Origin of the sequence: Bradyrhizobium sp. CCH5-F6 (assembly GCF_001556045.1) — a bacterium.
Taxonomy (GTDB): Bacteria; Pseudomonadota; Alphaproteobacteria; order Rhizobiales; family Xanthobacteraceae; genus Bradyrhizobium.
Genome location: NZ_LSIC01000118.1, coordinates 1 through 14801 on the forward strand (window position 1 = coordinate 1; position 14801 = coordinate 14801).

A 14801-nucleotide genomic window follows, 5' to 3' on the forward strand; every position below is an offset into this window, starting at 1 on the left:
GATCGAGGCCGCCCTGCCCCCGCCGCCTCCGCCGGTGAAACCGATCGATCCTGGCCTCGCGCCGAGCACCGACAGTGGACCCAGCGCCGCCGCGCTGGCTGACGACCCCACGATCAAGGGCCTGACCGCCAAGATCGCCGCCAATCCGGACGACGTGAACGCGCTGTACCGGCGCGGCCAGGTCTATGCCAGCAAGGGCGCCTACAACCTCGCGATCAAGGATTTCGACGACACCCTCCGGATCAATTCGAAGGACGTCGAGGCGCTGAACAACCGCTGCTGGACCCGCACCGTGGTCGGCGATCTCCAGGGCGCACTGAAGGATTGCAACGAGGCGCTGCGGCTGCGGCCGAACTTCGTCGATGCGCTGGACAGCCGGGGACTCGTCAACCTCAAGTCGGGAGCTGTGAAGAATGCCATCGCCGATTTCGACGCGGCCCTGAAGATCAACCCGCGCCTGACCTCCTCGCTCTACGGACGGGGCCTTGCCAAGCAACGCAACGGCTCGGCCCAGGAAGGGGCGCTGGACATCGCCAATGCCAAGGCGATGGACCCGAACATCGTTCAGGAATTCGCAAGCTACGGAGTGCGTTGATATTTTTTATGGTCGAGGCGATCGAACCCTCGAACCTTGAACAGCCCAAGCAAGACTAATGGGCGGATGCCGCAACAAGCCTTTTCCGGGGCATTGTTGCCGGAATTTGGAAGCACGCGAGCTGGCTGCGCAGGAGGGACTGGCTATGAGATTGGCTGCAAAAGGACTAACCGCGATCCTGTCCATCATCACCGTCGGCGCCGTTCTGTCATTGCCCCCATCGGCCGCATATGCGGGCGATGACGGCAACAGCAAGAATGTCTCCGAGGACGAGATCGTCCGCGCGCTCGCGCCGCCGGCCAAGAAGCCCCTGACCCGCGGCCTCTCGATGGCCCCCCAGACAGAGCCCGCGCCGAATGCGGCGGAGACCAAGCTGCTTCAGTCCGTGCGCGGCCGCTCAACGCGCTCGCTGTCGTCGACCGAGCGCGAGGAAATCGCCTCAGCCGCCAAGGACAAGCCGAACATCGATCTCGAAATCACGTTCGACTACAACTCCGCCAATATCAGCGCCAAATCGATGCCGTCCGTGCAGGCGCTCGGCCGGGCGTTGACCAGCCCCGATCTGAAGGGCTCGACCTTCGTGGTCGCCGGCCACACCGACGCCGCCGGCAGCGACGCTTACAACCAGGAGCTTTCAGAGCGTCGCGCGGATTCGATCAAGCGCTACCTCGTCGAGAAGTACAACATCTCCGCGACCGATCTCGTCACCGTGGGCTACGGCGAGAGCAAGCTCAAGAATCCGAGCCAGCCGATGGCAGAGGTCAACCGCCGCGTGCAGGTCGTCAACATGGAAAACAAGACCACCGCGTCGAAGTGAGCACGACTTAATCCTTTGCAGTGACAGGTCGTGATGTGGTGTAAGGTCTCGCTTTCAAAGCGCGTCCCGCAGCCTTGCGGGACGCCGCTTCATTTCAGGGAAACGCTCTGTGTTGGCCTCGCGTGGATGGCCGTGAGCCCGGTCAGGATGATCCGGCGATGAACTTGACTGAATATCTCAAGCCGGCCGGAACCGTGGTGCTCGTCGTCGCGGCCGGCGTCGGCTATTATCTGTTCGATCATCGGCATCGGCCCGAACCAAAGGAGACGCCGGGCGAGGCGCTCGTCATCGTGACGAAGTCGACCAATGCCTGCTTCTCCGACCTGGTCCGGGTGACCGGTTTCTTCGTGCCGCGCCGCGAGGCCGTGGTCGTTGCCGACCAGGAAGGCTCCCGGGTCACCGACCTCTTGGTCACCGAGGGCGCCATGGTCGCCGACAACCAGGAGCTGGCGCGCCTGACTCCGCCACCGCAGATCCCGGGCCAGCCGCAGCGCCCCGGCTCGCAAGGCCCGATCTCGCTCAAAGCACCCGCACCGGGCCTCGTCACCGAGGTGCGCACCATCGTCGGCGCACCGGCCTCGCCGCAGGCCGGTCCCATGTTCCGCATCGCCGTCAACAACGAGATCGAGCTCGACGCCCAGGTTCCGGCGGTGCACATGTCCAAGCTCAGCTCCGGCGCGACCGTGCGCATCAGCCGGGACGACGCGCCCGATCTGATCGGACGGGTCCGGCTGGTTGCACCCGAGATCGACCGCGCCACCCAGCTCGGGCGCGTCCGCATCAGCGTCGCCAACAATCCCTCGCTCAAGGTCGGCGTGTTCGCCCGCGCCTCGATTGACGCCAAGCGCAGCTGCGGCGTTTCGATCCCCAAGACCGCGATCGACCATCTCATGGTTCAGGTCGTCAAAGGCAACGTCATCGAGACACGCAAGGTGCGGGTCGGACTGTCGTCCGACACCTCGACGGAAATTCTGGAAGGCCTGGAGGTCGGCGACATCGTCGTGGCGGACGCCGGCTCTTCGCTCCATGACGGCGACCAGATCAAGACCATGTTCGCCGATGAACTCGATCGCACGCGGGTACGCTGATGGCTCTCAATATCTCGGCATGGTCGATCCGTAATCCGCTGCCGTCTGTCGTCTTTTCGATCATTCTCCTGATTCTCGGCTGGGTCTCCTTCACCAAGCTTGCGGTGACGCGGCTGCCGTCGGCCGACATTCCCGTGATCTCGGTTGCGGTCTCGCAGTTCGGCGCGGCACCAGCCGAGCTCGAATCCCAGGTCACCAAGACGGTCGAAGACGCGGTCTCCGGCGTCGAGGGCGTCAGGCACATCACCTCCTCGATCACCGACGGCCTGTCGATCACCACGATCCAGTTCGCGCTCGAGACCAACACGGACCGGGCGCTCAACGACGTCAAGGACGCCGTGACGCGCGTACGGTCCAATCTGCCGCAGAACGTCACCGAGCCGTTGATCCAGCGCGTCGACGTCATCGGCCTGCCGATCGTGACCTATGCCGCGATCTCGCCCGGCAAGACGCCGGAGCAACTCTCCTATTTCGTCGACGACGTGGTCAAGCGCGCGTTGCAAGGCGTGCGCGGCGTCGCCCAGGTGGAGCGCATCGGCGGTGTCGAGCGCGAGATCCTGGTCTCGCTGGATCCCGATCGTTTGCAGGCGATGGGACTGACCGCCGTCAATGTCAGCCAGAGCCTGCGCGGCACCAATGTCGACGTCGCCGGCGGCCGCGCCGAGATCGGCAAGAACGACCAGGCGATCCGCACGCTCGCGGGCGCCAAGACGCTGGGCGATCTCGCCGGCACCATGATCCCGCTGTTCGGCGGCGGCGAGGTGCGGCTCGACGACCTCGGCACCGTCACCGACACCATCGCCGATCGCCGCACCTTCGCCCGCTTCAACGGCGAGCCCATCGTCGCGCTCGGCATCAAGCGTTCCAAGGGCGCCAGCGACGTGAAGGTGGCCGAGGCCGTGCAGAAGCGCATCGACGCGCTCAAGGCCTCCTATCCCGACGTCGACCTGAAGGTGATCGACACCTCGGTCGAATATACCAAGGGCAATTACCACGCGGCGATCTCGACGCTGTTCGAAGGCGCCATCCTCGCCGTCGTCATCGTGCTCCTGTTCCTGCGCGACTTGCGCGCGACCATCATCGCCGCGATCTCGCTGCCGCTATCGATCTTCCCGGCGTTCTGGGCGATGGACCTGCTCGGCTTCTCGCTGAATCTGGTCAGCTTTCTCGCCATCACGCTGTCGACAGGCATCCTCGTCGACGATGCCATCGTCGAGATCGAGAACATCGTCCGGCACATGAACATGGGCAAGTCGCCCTATCGTGCCGCGCTCGAGGCCGCCGACGAGATCGGACTTGCAGTCATCGCGATTTCGCTGACCATCATCGCGATCTTCGCACCCGCGAGCTTCATGTCGGGCATCGCCGGACAGTTCTTCAAGCAGTTCGGCATCACCGTCTCGGTGCAGGTGTTCTTCTCGCTGCTTGCGGCCCGATTCGTCACGCCTGTGCTGGCCGCCTACTTCCTCAAACATCACGCACATGTGGAACCGCCGCCCGGCCGCATCTTGCGCACCTATCATCGGCTCGTGGCCTGGTCGGTGAAGCACTATTTCATCACGGTGCTGATCGGTCTCGGGGTCTTCGCCGCCTCGATCTGGAGCATCACGCTGCTGCCGCAGGGATTCCTGCCGGCCCAGGACAGCGCCCGCTCGCTGCTTGCGCTCGAGCTGCCGCCCGGCACCCAGCTCGCCTACACCGAAAAGGTCACCGAGGACATCGTCGCGCGCCTGCGCAAGCGGCCCGAGGTCAAGAGCATCTTCGTGGACGGCGGGCGCGTCCCGCCCGGGACCCAGGAGGTCCGGCGCGCGGCCCTGATCATCAACTACACGCCCAAGGACAGCCGCGACATCACCCAGCGCGAGCTTGAATTCTCCATCACCCAGGAGCTGGAGAACGTTCCCGACATTCGTTTCTGGTTCCTGGACGAGAACGGCCTGCGCGCGATCTCGCTGGTCGTGACCGGCGTCGACCCCAACATCGTCAACAACGTCGCGAGCGAGCTCGCGACGCAGATGAAGCGCATTCCCACCATCTCCAACGTGATCTCGGAGACTTCGCTGGAGCGACCCGAGCTGCGCATCGAGCCGCGCGCCGATCTCGCCGCACGGCTCGGCGTCTCGACGGAGAGCCTATCGCAGACCATCCGCGTCGCCACCATCGGCGACGTCGGGCCTGCGCTCGCGAAGTTCGACGTCGGCGACCGCCTGGTTCCGATCCGCGTGCAGCTCGAGGACGCCGCCCGCGGCAATCTGAAGACGCTGGAGCAGCTCCGCGTGCCGCTCGGCGAGCGCGGCGAGAAAGGTGGCGTGCCGCTCTCCGTCATCGCCGACGTCAAGCTCGACCAGGGTCCGACCAGCATCAACCGCTACGATCGCGAACGTCAGGCGACCGTTGCCGCCGACCTCGTCGGCTCCGCCGCGCTCGGCGATGCCACCAAGAAGATCTACGACCTGCCGGTCATGAAGACCCTGCCGAAGGGCGTGAAGGTCTCACCCTCCGGCGACGCGGAAAGCTTGAACGAATTGTCGGACGGCTTCGCGACCGCGATCACAGCGGGACTGATGATGGTCTACGCCGTGCTGGTGCTGCTGTTCGGCACCTTCCTGCAGCCGATCACCATCCTGTTCTCGCTGCCGCTCTCGATCGGCGGCGCCATCGCGGCCCTGCTCCTCACCGGCAAGCAGCTCACCACGCCGGTGTGGATCGGCATCCTGATGCTGATGGGCATCGTCACCAAGAACGCGATCATGCTGGTGGAATTCGCCATCGAAGCCATTCACGCGGGCAAGCCGCGCGAGGAGGCGATGATCGACGCCGGCATGAAGCGCGCCCGACCGATCGTGATGACCACGATCGCGATGGCGGCCGGCATGATACCGAGCGCGCTCGCGGTCGGCGCCGGCGGCGAATTCCGCTCCCCGATGGCGCTCGCGGTGATCGGCGGCCTGATCTTCTCGACGATCCTGTCGCTGGTGTTCGTGCCTGCGATGTTCATGGTGATGGACGATGTCGGCGCCCTGATCTGGCGCTTCGCCAAGCGGCTGATCGTGCACAGCGAGGATGCGGAAACCGACGACCATCACGCGGCGACGCCCGCGGGTGCCGCGCCGGCGGGTGCGGCTCCGGCACCAAGGAGCATCGTGCACCCGGCGGCGGAGTAGTCGCGACGCCGGAAGCGCGGGACGTGCCTGCAAGCGATGCGCATGAGCCTGACATCGCGGCAGATCGCGTCCGCTACAATACGTTCAAGCGCACCGCTTAAGCCACGGCTCTCCAGCCGGGCTCCTGTGACGAGCTATCTCGCCCCGACACGGGGTGCAGTTGGCGCCTTCACTCGTTCCGCGCGATCGCCGTCAGCTTGGTCATGTTCCGCAGCAGGATGCGGCCGCGCTGGAGATCCAGGATCGCATCCTTGCGCCAGGCCTGAAGCTGGCGGTTGACGCTCTCGCGCGCGGCGCCGACGAAGACGCCGAGCTGCTCCTGCGAGATGTGGACCTCGGAGCCGAAATCGGCGGCGAGCGCGCAGAGCCGCCGCGCCAGGCGAACCGGCAGCGGCTGCAGCATGGATTCCTCCATGCGCTCGCTCTGCCAGCGGATGCGCTGGCACAGCAATGCGATGATCTTGATCGCCACCTTCGGCTCGCGCTCGAGGAAGCCGAGGAAATCCTCGCGCCGCAGCACGAACAGCTCGCTGGCCTCGCCGGCGGTGGCGTCTGCCGTGCGGTTCTGGCCGTCCAGCACCGCGACCTCGCCGAACAGGTCGCCCGGCCCCATGAAATTCAGCGTCAGCCGGCTGCCGTCGGAGGCGCCGGTCTCGATGCGGACCTGTCCGCGGCGCACGCCGAACAGCGCGTCCCCGGGATCGCCCTTCTGGAACAGTACCTCCCCGTTCCCCAGATGCTGGGTGTGACAGAGATTGGACAGCCGCTGGAGCTCGTCTGCGCCGAGATCGGCGAACATCGGATTCATCTTCAGGATGACCGCAAATTCGGCCTGCTTGCTCATTTCAATGTCCTTGTGAACCTACTGGTCATTGTGCTTGGCAAATCGCTTGAAACCATCGACTTCAGGATCGCGTAAAACCGCGCTGGGGAAGTGTGTCATAAGTCACATAACTTTGCAGCACCCCCCGACTATTTTTACGCGCTTGGAGCCGCTTCCCGTCCGGGGATAAACTCAGGCGCAAGGGACGGGCAGTCTGCCGGATTCGACGCCGATTGTCCGTCGTTGGAAAGTCGACATGAGAGCATTGAAATTCGCCGGCGGGGCTTTGGCCGCCGTCATCATCGTGATCGCACTGCTGCTGGTGGTCGGCATCCCCTCGGGCTTCCTGACCTCGACGATTGCCTCGCGTGTCGAGAGTGCGACCGGCTATCGCTTGTCGATCGACGGCTCCACGAAGATCAGCCTGTGGCCGACGCTGAACGTCACCCTGAACGACCTCACGCTGGCCGATCCCAAGGATCGCAGCGGCATCACGCGCCTGACGATCGACAGCGTGCAGGCAGACATGTCGCTCGCCAGCGTATGGTCGGGCCGCCCCGAGATCGGCGAGATCGTCGTCACCCATCCCGTGCTCTACCAGCCGCTGCTGCGTGAGCGCCTGCCGAATGCCGGCGCCGCGTCGAAGCCGCTGGCGCTCGATACCAATGGCGCCACCATCGACCGCATCAAGGTGATCGACGGCGAAGTCGCATTCTCGCGCCTGCGCGATCGTGTCGAGGGCCGCATCAGCGCCATCAACGCCGACGCGACCGTCGACCGCGACCGCAAGGTCAATATCACCGGCACCGCGCGCGTCGGCGAGCATCCGACCAAGTTCGACATCAAGGCAATCGCGCCGGCATCGCCCGCCGAACGGCCGACGGTTCCGGTGGATTTCGCCATCGACATGCCCGGCGTGCTGAAGTCCCAGCTCACCGGTCACGCCGAGATGCGGCTCAACCGCGACGTGGTGATGATCAACGGCGTGAACGGCAAGCTCGGCGACGGCGCATTCAACGGCTGGGCTTGGATCGACATTGCGAGCAAGCCCCTGGTCAAGGTCGACCTCGATTTCCAGCGGCTCGCGATGCCGCTGGCGAAATCGCCGCAGGGCACGGCCGGGCAGCCCTGGAGCGATGCGCCGATCAACGTGTCCGGGCTCAACTATGTCGATGCGCAGGTGAGGATCTCCGCGAACGAAGCCTTGATCGGCGATGCGCGCATCGCGCCGCTGGCGCTCGATGCCAAGCTCGCCGGCGGCGTGCTGAAGGCCGGCACCGCCAATCTCGGCGCCTATGGCGGCCAGGTCTCGGGCGAAGTGATCCTGGATGCGACCAGCGGCGCGCCGAGCTTTGCCATGCATTCCGACCTCGTCGGCGTGCGCGCGCTGCCGCTGCTCCAGGGCCTCGCCGAATTCGACCGGATCGACGGCAAGCTGCAAGCCAAGCTCGCTTTGCGCAGCGCGGGCACCAGCCAGCGCGCGTTGATGGCGAACATGCAGGGCACGGCCTTCGTCAATTTCCAGGACGGCGCGATCCGCGGCATCAATGTCGCGCAGATGATTCGCTCGCTGACGGCGGGCACGCTGTCCGGCTGGCAAGGAAATCAGGACCCCGGCCAGGAACAGAGCACGGATCTGTCGCAGCTCTCGGCCTCCTTCCGCATCGACAAGGGTCAGGCGGTGACGACCGATCTCAATCTGATAGGGCCGCTGGTGCGCGTGACCGGCGCCGGCACGATCGCCCTCGACACCAAGATGATGGGCTTTCGCGTCGAGCCGAAGCTCGTGATGACGACCGAAGGCCAGGGCCGCACCTCCGAGTCGGTCGGCTTCGGCATCCCCGTGATGATCCAGGGCAGCTGGTCGCAGCCGCGGATCTATCCCGATATGGCCGGCATGCTGGACAATCCCGAGGCCGCCTATGCCAAGCTGCGCGAGATGGGCAAGGGCCTGTTCGGCCCAGACGGCGCCGGGCTCGGCAACATCCTGGGCAGTCTCGGGTTGGGTGGTACCACCGCGCCGGGCGGCGGCAATGCAGCCGGCAATGCCAATCCGCAGGCCCAGCAGCCCGGGCAAGACAATCTGCTCGGCGGCCAACTGGGCGAGGCGATCGGCAATCTGATCCAGCAGGGGCTGTCCAGTGGCGCGGCAACCGGCACTGGCTCCGGCCGCAGCCGCAGCTTGCCGGCAACGCCCTCCACGCCGGCGCCGCGGGCCTCGCCCGCGGACCCCGCCCTGGAGGACCCGCCGCCGGCACAGCAGGACAGTCAGCCAATGAACGACGTGCTGCGGCAACTCTTCAATCGCTGATCGACGGGAAAATCCTCGCATCGCTTCCATCGCTGAGACTTCCGCCGAACGGATGAGCCAGCGGCAATTCACCCCCTTCCGCCTGCCCGGAAGTCCCCAAGGAGTAACCACACCGGCCGGTCCGCCGGCCGGGCGACCGCCCCAAGGCCCAAATTGTGGTAGAACGGCGCGGAAGGGCCTGCACGGCCCGCAGCGCCGGCGTCGATGGCGGCGCGAGAGGATCGGGATGGCAGGAGCGAACGACAAGACACGATCTCTGCGCGGGGGCCTGTTCGCCAAATACGTCGTCTCCCTCGTCGGCCTCGTCGTGTTCGTCCTCGCCGTCAACGGCGCGATGGAGACCTGGATCTCCTACCGCGCCACCCGGACACAGCTGACCGACGGGCTTGAGGACAAGGCGCAGGCGGCCGCCCGGCGGATCGAGCAGTCGATCTCCGAGCTCGACCGCCAGATCAGCTGGGTGACGCGGGCGAGCCAGGACACGCTGGAGAAGCGCCGCGCCGACTACGCCCAGCTGCTGCACCAGGTCTCCGACGTCAACCAGCTGTTCCAGCTCAACGGCGACGGCCGCGAGGTGCTGCGCGTCTCCAGGCATTCGACCACGACCGGCGGCAATGCCGACCTCTCCCGCGACGCGCGCTTCACCGACGCCGTCGCCCGCGGCGTCAGCTATGCGCCGGCCTGGTTCGCCGACCGGACGCCGCTGATGTCGATCTCGGTGGCGCATTCCGGCTTCAATGCCGGCGTCACCGTGGCCGAGATCGATCTCAGCTTCCTCTCCGACTTCCTGTCCGACGCCCAGGTCGGCAAGGCGGCCTTCGCCTATGTCGTCGACCCGCGCGGCCGGGTGCTGGCGACGTCCTCGAAAGGACCCGAGGTCGGCAAGGATCTCTCCAAGCTGCCGCAGGTTGCGGCCGCGATCGCGCCCGGCCACGAGCCCGCCTCGTCCGGCACCGACTTCAACGGCCATGCCGTGATGAGCGCCGCGAGCATCGTGCCGAAGCTCGGCTGGAGCGTGCTGTTCGAGCAGCCGACCACGCAGGCCTTGATGCCGATCCGCGACCAGCTGGTGCGCATCGCGCTGCTGATCGGCATCGGCCTGATGGTCGCGATCCTCGCCGGCACGCTGCTGGCACGCCGCATGATCATCCCGATCACGGCGCTACGCGACGGCGCGCACAAGCTCGGCGAAGGCGATTTCAGCCACCGCATCGACGTGCACACCTCCGACGAGCTGGAAGACCTCGCCGGGCAGTTCAACCGCATGGCCGACCAGATCCAGGAGACCTATTCGAACCTGGAGAGCAAGGTCGAGGAACGCACCCGCGACCTCGCGCAGTCGATCCACGAGCTCAAGGTGCTGGAGGAGGTCGGCCGCGCGGTGGCCTCCTCGCTCGATCTCAACGCGGTGCTTGCGACGATCGCGGCCCGCGCCATCGAGATCACCCGCGCCGACGCGGTGCTGATCTACGGCTTCGACGCCGAGGCGCGCCGCTTCAACCTGGTCGAGGCCAACGGCATCGACAAATCCGCCGACGGCGCGCATGTCACCATCGCGCAGGGCGAGAACATCCTGAGCGATGCCGCCGCCAGCGGCGAGCCGATCGCGCTCGCCGCACTCGACGAGGCCGCCGAGCAGCCGCTGCGCGAGGTCGCGCTCGCGGCCGGCTTCAACTCGGTGCTGGTGGTGCCGCTGATCGACCAGCAGGGCACGCTGGGCTCGCTGGTGGTGCTGCGCCGCGCCGGCGGCGAGTTCGCCGGCAGCGTCATCGGCCTGATGCGCACCTTCGCCAACCAGGCCGTGCTGGCGATGCGCAATGCGCGGCTGTTCAGCGAGGTCGACCACAAGAGCCACGCGCTGGAGGCCGCGAACAAGACCGTGCGCGCCCAGGCGGACAAGCTGCGCGAGCAGACCGAGCAGCTCAAGGACTGGAACAAGTCGCTGGAGGCGCGCGTCAAGACCCAGCTCGGCGAGATCGAGCGCATCCGCAAGCTCGAGCGTTTCCTGGCGCCGCAGGTGGCGCAGCTGATCGCCTCCTCCGACAGCCCCGAGGGACTGCTCACCAGCCAGCGCCGCGAGGTCACGGTCGTATTCTGCGACCTGCGCGGCTTCACCGCGTTCACGGAAGCGACCGAGCCGGAAGAGGCGATGAACGTGCTGCGCGAGTATCACGCCGCGCTCGGCAAGCTGATCTTCAAATACGAGGGCACGCTCGACAAATATGCCGGCGACGGCGTGATGATCCTGTTCAACGCGCCGATCCAGTTCGAGGACCACGTCAAGCGCGCGGTGAAGATGGCGGTGGAGATGCGCGACACCATCGGCCCCCTGACCGAGCGCTGGCGCAACCGCGGGCACAGCCTCGGCTTCGGCATCGGCATCGCGCTCGGCTATGCCACGCTCGGCCAGGTCGGCTTCGAGCAGCGGCTGGAATATGCCGCTATCGGCAGCGTCACCAACCTCGCCTCCCGCCTCTGCGGCGAAGCCAAGCCCAACCAGATCGTGGTGAGCCGCCGCGTCTACGGCATGGTCGAGCCCTGGGTCGAAGCCCGCGCCCTCGACGATCTCCAGCTCAAGGGTTTTAACCACCCGGTGCTCGCGATGGAGATCCTGAGCTGGCGCGAGGAGGTGGAGAACGTGGTTGATGCGGCCGCGGCGCGGCGGCGGGGGTAGCTGCGGCTCACGGACCCACGCACACTCATCATCTGCACGTTCTCCAGAGGCAAGTAGTCAAGGAATCCTTGACTACTGCTCGCCGCAAGCGGGCCCGAGAGAATGACATCAGGCCGCAGCCGAGATGTCCCTAAATCAAAAACGTCGAAAACAACCCCATGCACAGTAGACGAGGTCTTTGAGATCAAGGGGTTACGCGTGCCTTACGCACGTGCTGGCGCGGTTTGACTTGTCGGGCAAAACATCGGCAGAATGGTATGATCTCCACGGCCCCTCCCCCCGAACCACATCCCTCCTCCCCGCGACCAACCCTCGCCTCATTGGCGAGGCTGGAATCCGGATGGAGACGGACCGTGGCGTTTGCATTGCCTTCGCGTGCTTATGATCTGCAGATGCTGGACCGCCCCGCCGACCGCGCGCGCGATCATGGCTGGGTCTTTGGGTTGCCGCCGGGCATCACGAGCGAAGAATGGCCGCTCGATCCGGTCAGCGGCTATCCGCTCATGCACGGGTTCACGCTGCTGCTGCCGGAGGATTATCGCGTGCATGGCGAGGACATCGTCGCGGTGTCGTTCTTTGCCACCGCGCCCGATCACAATGACGGCGGCGCACCCGACGATCCCGAAATCCGCGAAGCGGTGATGGCGCGGCCCGCGCATCCGCGCCTGTCGCGCATGACCGACATTCTCGACTACGAATATGCCGCACTGCTTCTCACCAAATCGGAATACGAGGGCGGGTTCGCGACGCCGCCGGCACCGCTGGCGCTGGCGACGGCGGAGCGGCCGCGCTGGCTCGACGTCGGCGGCGCCAGCGCCTTCTACGAGGCCGCCGCGCCTTACGTCAGGAAGATGTTCGCCGCGCCGCCGCGCACCGATCTCACTGAAACCCGCGCAATCGCCATGACGCCCCGCGCGAATGATCCCAATGCGGGCAAGGGCCCGCAGGACGAGGACACACGCAAGAACCCGCCGACCGGCTATCAGTCCTATTACTATTTCGTCGGAGGCGTGCTGAGCGGCGATAATTACCGTCTGCATGACTGGGTCAAGGACCATGCCCCCAACCATCTCGGCGGCACCATGCGGCCTTGCCAGGTCGAGCCGGAGATGAGCCCGTTCTATATCGAGTTCGAGGAATATTTCGGCGGCTACAATTTCGGCGGCGGCAACGCCCAGCTCGACTTCAGGGACATGAAGTTCGAATGGGCTTGCGGGTAGGCTTTAGTTTGACGCGTTTTGCTTGACGCGAACCGGTATCCACTTCGCTCGAAAACGCTCTGATCACGCCCCCCGCTTCGGCCCGATCGCCTCGAAGGCGGCCTTCTGCTCGTCGCTCAGATCCGCCTGGAAATCGTCGAGCGCGTCGCTGATGCCGCCGACGGATTGCAGCATCGTCTGCAACCGCGCCTTCACGGCCGCGAGGCGGGCCTGCGGTGTGGCGGCCGCTTGCCTCGGGCAGGCGCTCAGCGTTTCCATGGTGCGCAGGGTTGCGTCCTGCAGCACCTCGAAGCGGGCGCGGCCGACCTCGTCGAGCTTGAGCGTGGCGGCGACGTCTTCGGCGGGCCATTGCTGCTGCACGAGCTGCTCGTATTGGCGCTGCGCCTTTTCGTCATAGCGCGGATCGTAGTCCGCCTGGCAGGCGGCCGCCGCCTGCGCGTCCTTGCGCTGAATCGCGGCGAGCGCCGTGCGACGCTCATTGGCGAGCGCCTCGAGCCTGGCCTTCTGGTCGTCATTGAGGAGATCGACGAACTTCGACAGCGGCTGCGCGACCTCGTCCGTCGCCTTGATCATGGCCTCGAGCCGCTCGCGCATCAGGCCGAGGCGCTCGGAGGCCGTCGCCGGAGCTTGCGCCGGGCACGCGGCGCGAATGGTGTCGCGCGCTGCAAGCCAGGCGGATGCGAGCTCGTCGAGCGCGGTGCGCTGCAATTCGTTCGGCGTGATCGCCGCGGCGATGCGGTCGACCGGCAGGCCGCCGGTATCGCTGGCCTCGCAGAGCGTTTCTGCCGTCGGAACCCTTCGTCCGCGGCGGCCTTGCGGCGCGGTGTAGGCGGCGAGCTCCGTCGCCGCATAGGGCGCGAAGATCGCGGCATAGATGTCGCCATAGCCATAGAAGGAGAGGCTGGTGGAGTCGCCGAGGATGATCGCGGTGGTGAGATCGTCATGCGCGAACGGCCAGAACACCGGGCCGACCCAGCCGTAGCTGCCGTCGGGATGGCGCCACCAGCCCTGCGGGCGGCGGCCGCCATGCCAGCCCGCCAGCGCAGCCTGCGCCGTGAGGGCCGCACGCAGGACGTAAGGGTTGGACAGCTGGCCGCGCTCGGCCCGGCGCGGGTCCTGCGACCTCAGCGCAGCGGAGCGATAACGGCCACCGCGCACGGCCATGCGGGGATGACGCAGGCGCGACATGCCGAGCATGTGGCCGACGGCGAAACGCGCGACTCCGAGCGGACCGCCGCGCAATCCGAATTGCGCCTCGGCTTTGCCAGGCAGCAACACGGCCGCAATCACCAGGGCCGCGCCGGCCAGCGCCAGTCCCATGCGTCGCGGAATGATCGCCGACTTGACCACAGACTGGACCACAGACTTGGCCACGTCCTGGCCCTCCTCCCGCGCCGAGCGCGCAATGCGTCGCAGCACAATGACGCGCGAGGGAACCGATTGTTCCGGAGAGACACAGGACAAAGCGCCGCGGGGTGTGGCGATGCGGTCTTGCTCGCGTCCGGCGGCTCGTCATTTCCGGATGCGCCGGAATGACGAGCAGCGCAGCTCATTCCGCCTTTTGCGGCACCACGAAGGTCTGGCCGGGATAGATCAGATTGGGGTTCTGGATCTTGTCGCGGTTGGCATTGAAGATCGCCTGGTAACGGCCGCCGTCGCCGTAAGCGAGCCGGCTGAGCGCCCACAGGCTGTCGCCGCGGGCCACGACCCGGCTGCCGCCTGCCTCTGCCGGTGTGGCGGTGAGCACGTCCGCGGGCGACGCCGATGCGACCGAAGTGGCCGCCGGCGCGCGCGCCAGCACCTTGGGCTTGGGCGCACCGACCAATTTCGGCCGGGCTGCTTGCCTGTCAGGCACGGAGGCCAGGCGCGGCGAGGCCGATGGCAGGGCGGCCACGACCTCCGGCTTGTCATCCGGCTTCTCGGCCTGCTTCGTCTCTTGTTTCGCCTCTTGCACGGCCTCCTGCTTCGCGGCCGGTGCGGGCCGCGCCGGGGGCGGCGCCGCAGCGGCGATGGTCACCGGCATGGTCCGGCCGGACTCCGCAACCGTTCCGTCCGGCGCCCTGGCCCGGAGCGTCAATTCGTAGGAGCCGGCAGGAAGCTGCGGCGGGG

General features: G+C 66.5%; 10 protein-coding genes. 7 read left to right on the top strand and 3 right to left on the bottom strand.

Annotation, left to right across the window (positions count from 1 at the left end; translation table 11 throughout):
* The 4 genes from AX729_RS20825 to AX729_RS20840 form a co-directional block, all read left to right on the top strand.
* Positions 1-595 (top strand): tetratricopeptide repeat protein (locus AX729_RS20825; protein WP_156457102.1); only part of this gene is annotated, 595 nt, incomplete at its 5' end.
* 145 nt (positions 596-740) lie between these two features.
* A complete protein-coding gene (locus AX729_RS20830) occupies positions 741-1412 on the top strand; it encodes an OmpA family protein (RefSeq protein ID WP_061026253.1) in 672 nt (223 codons plus the stop codon).
* A 158-nt stretch (positions 1413-1570) separates the two neighbouring features.
* On the top strand, positions 1571-2500 hold the full coding sequence (locus AX729_RS20835) for an efflux RND transporter periplasmic adaptor subunit (RefSeq protein ID WP_061026254.1): 930 nt from the start codon (positions 1571-1573) through the stop codon (positions 2498-2500).
* Positions 2500-5664: an efflux RND transporter permease subunit gene (locus AX729_RS20840; RefSeq protein ID WP_061026248.1), complete on the top strand. Its 3165-nt coding sequence runs from the start codon at positions 2500-2502 to the stop codon at positions 5662-5664. The genes AX729_RS20835 and AX729_RS20840 overlap by 1 nt, the downstream gene beginning before the upstream one ends.
* A gap of 169 nt (positions 5665-5833) precedes the next feature.
* Here AX729_RS20840 and AX729_RS20845 read toward each other — a convergent pair whose 3' ends face one another.
* Positions 5834-6508: a Crp/Fnr family transcriptional regulator gene (locus AX729_RS20845; protein ID WP_061026249.1), complete on the bottom strand. Its 675-nt coding sequence runs from the start codon at positions 6506-6508 to the stop codon at positions 5834-5836.
* Positions 6509-6743: 235 nt separating this feature from the next.
* Between AX729_RS20845 and AX729_RS20850 the strand changes: the two genes are divergently transcribed.
* From AX729_RS20850 to AX729_RS20860, 3 genes are all read left to right on the top strand, one after another.
* Positions 6744-8798, top strand: a complete 2055-nt coding sequence (locus AX729_RS20850) for an AsmA family protein (RefSeq protein WP_061026250.1) — start codon at positions 6744-6746, stop codon at positions 8796-8798.
* A gap of 226 nt (positions 8799-9024) precedes the next feature.
* Positions 9025-11472, top strand: coding sequence for an adenylate/guanylate cyclase domain-containing protein (locus AX729_RS20855; RefSeq protein ID WP_061026251.1), 2448 nt, complete (start codon positions 9025-9027; stop codon positions 11470-11472).
* A gap of 353 nt (positions 11473-11825) precedes the next feature.
* Positions 11826-12692 carry a hypothetical protein gene (locus AX729_RS20860; protein WP_061026252.1) on the top strand — a complete coding sequence of 289 codons (867 nt, stop codon included), beginning with the start codon at positions 11826-11828 and terminating at the stop codon, positions 12690-12692.
* A 63-nt stretch (positions 12693-12755) separates the two neighbouring features.
* On the opposite strand, the gene AX729_RS20865 is transcribed toward AX729_RS20860, so the two are convergent.
* Together AX729_RS20865 and AX729_RS20870 are read right to left on the bottom strand one after the other, a co-directional pair.
* Entirely contained in the window at positions 12756-14012 is a 1257-nt protein-coding gene (locus AX729_RS20865; protein WP_082770492.1) for a Spy/CpxP family protein refolding chaperone, read from the bottom strand.
* A gap of 229 nt (positions 14013-14241) precedes the next feature.
* The coding region (locus AX729_RS20870) for a LysM peptidoglycan-binding domain-containing protein (protein ID WP_156457104.1) at positions 14242-14801 on the bottom strand (560 nt) is incomplete at its 5' end.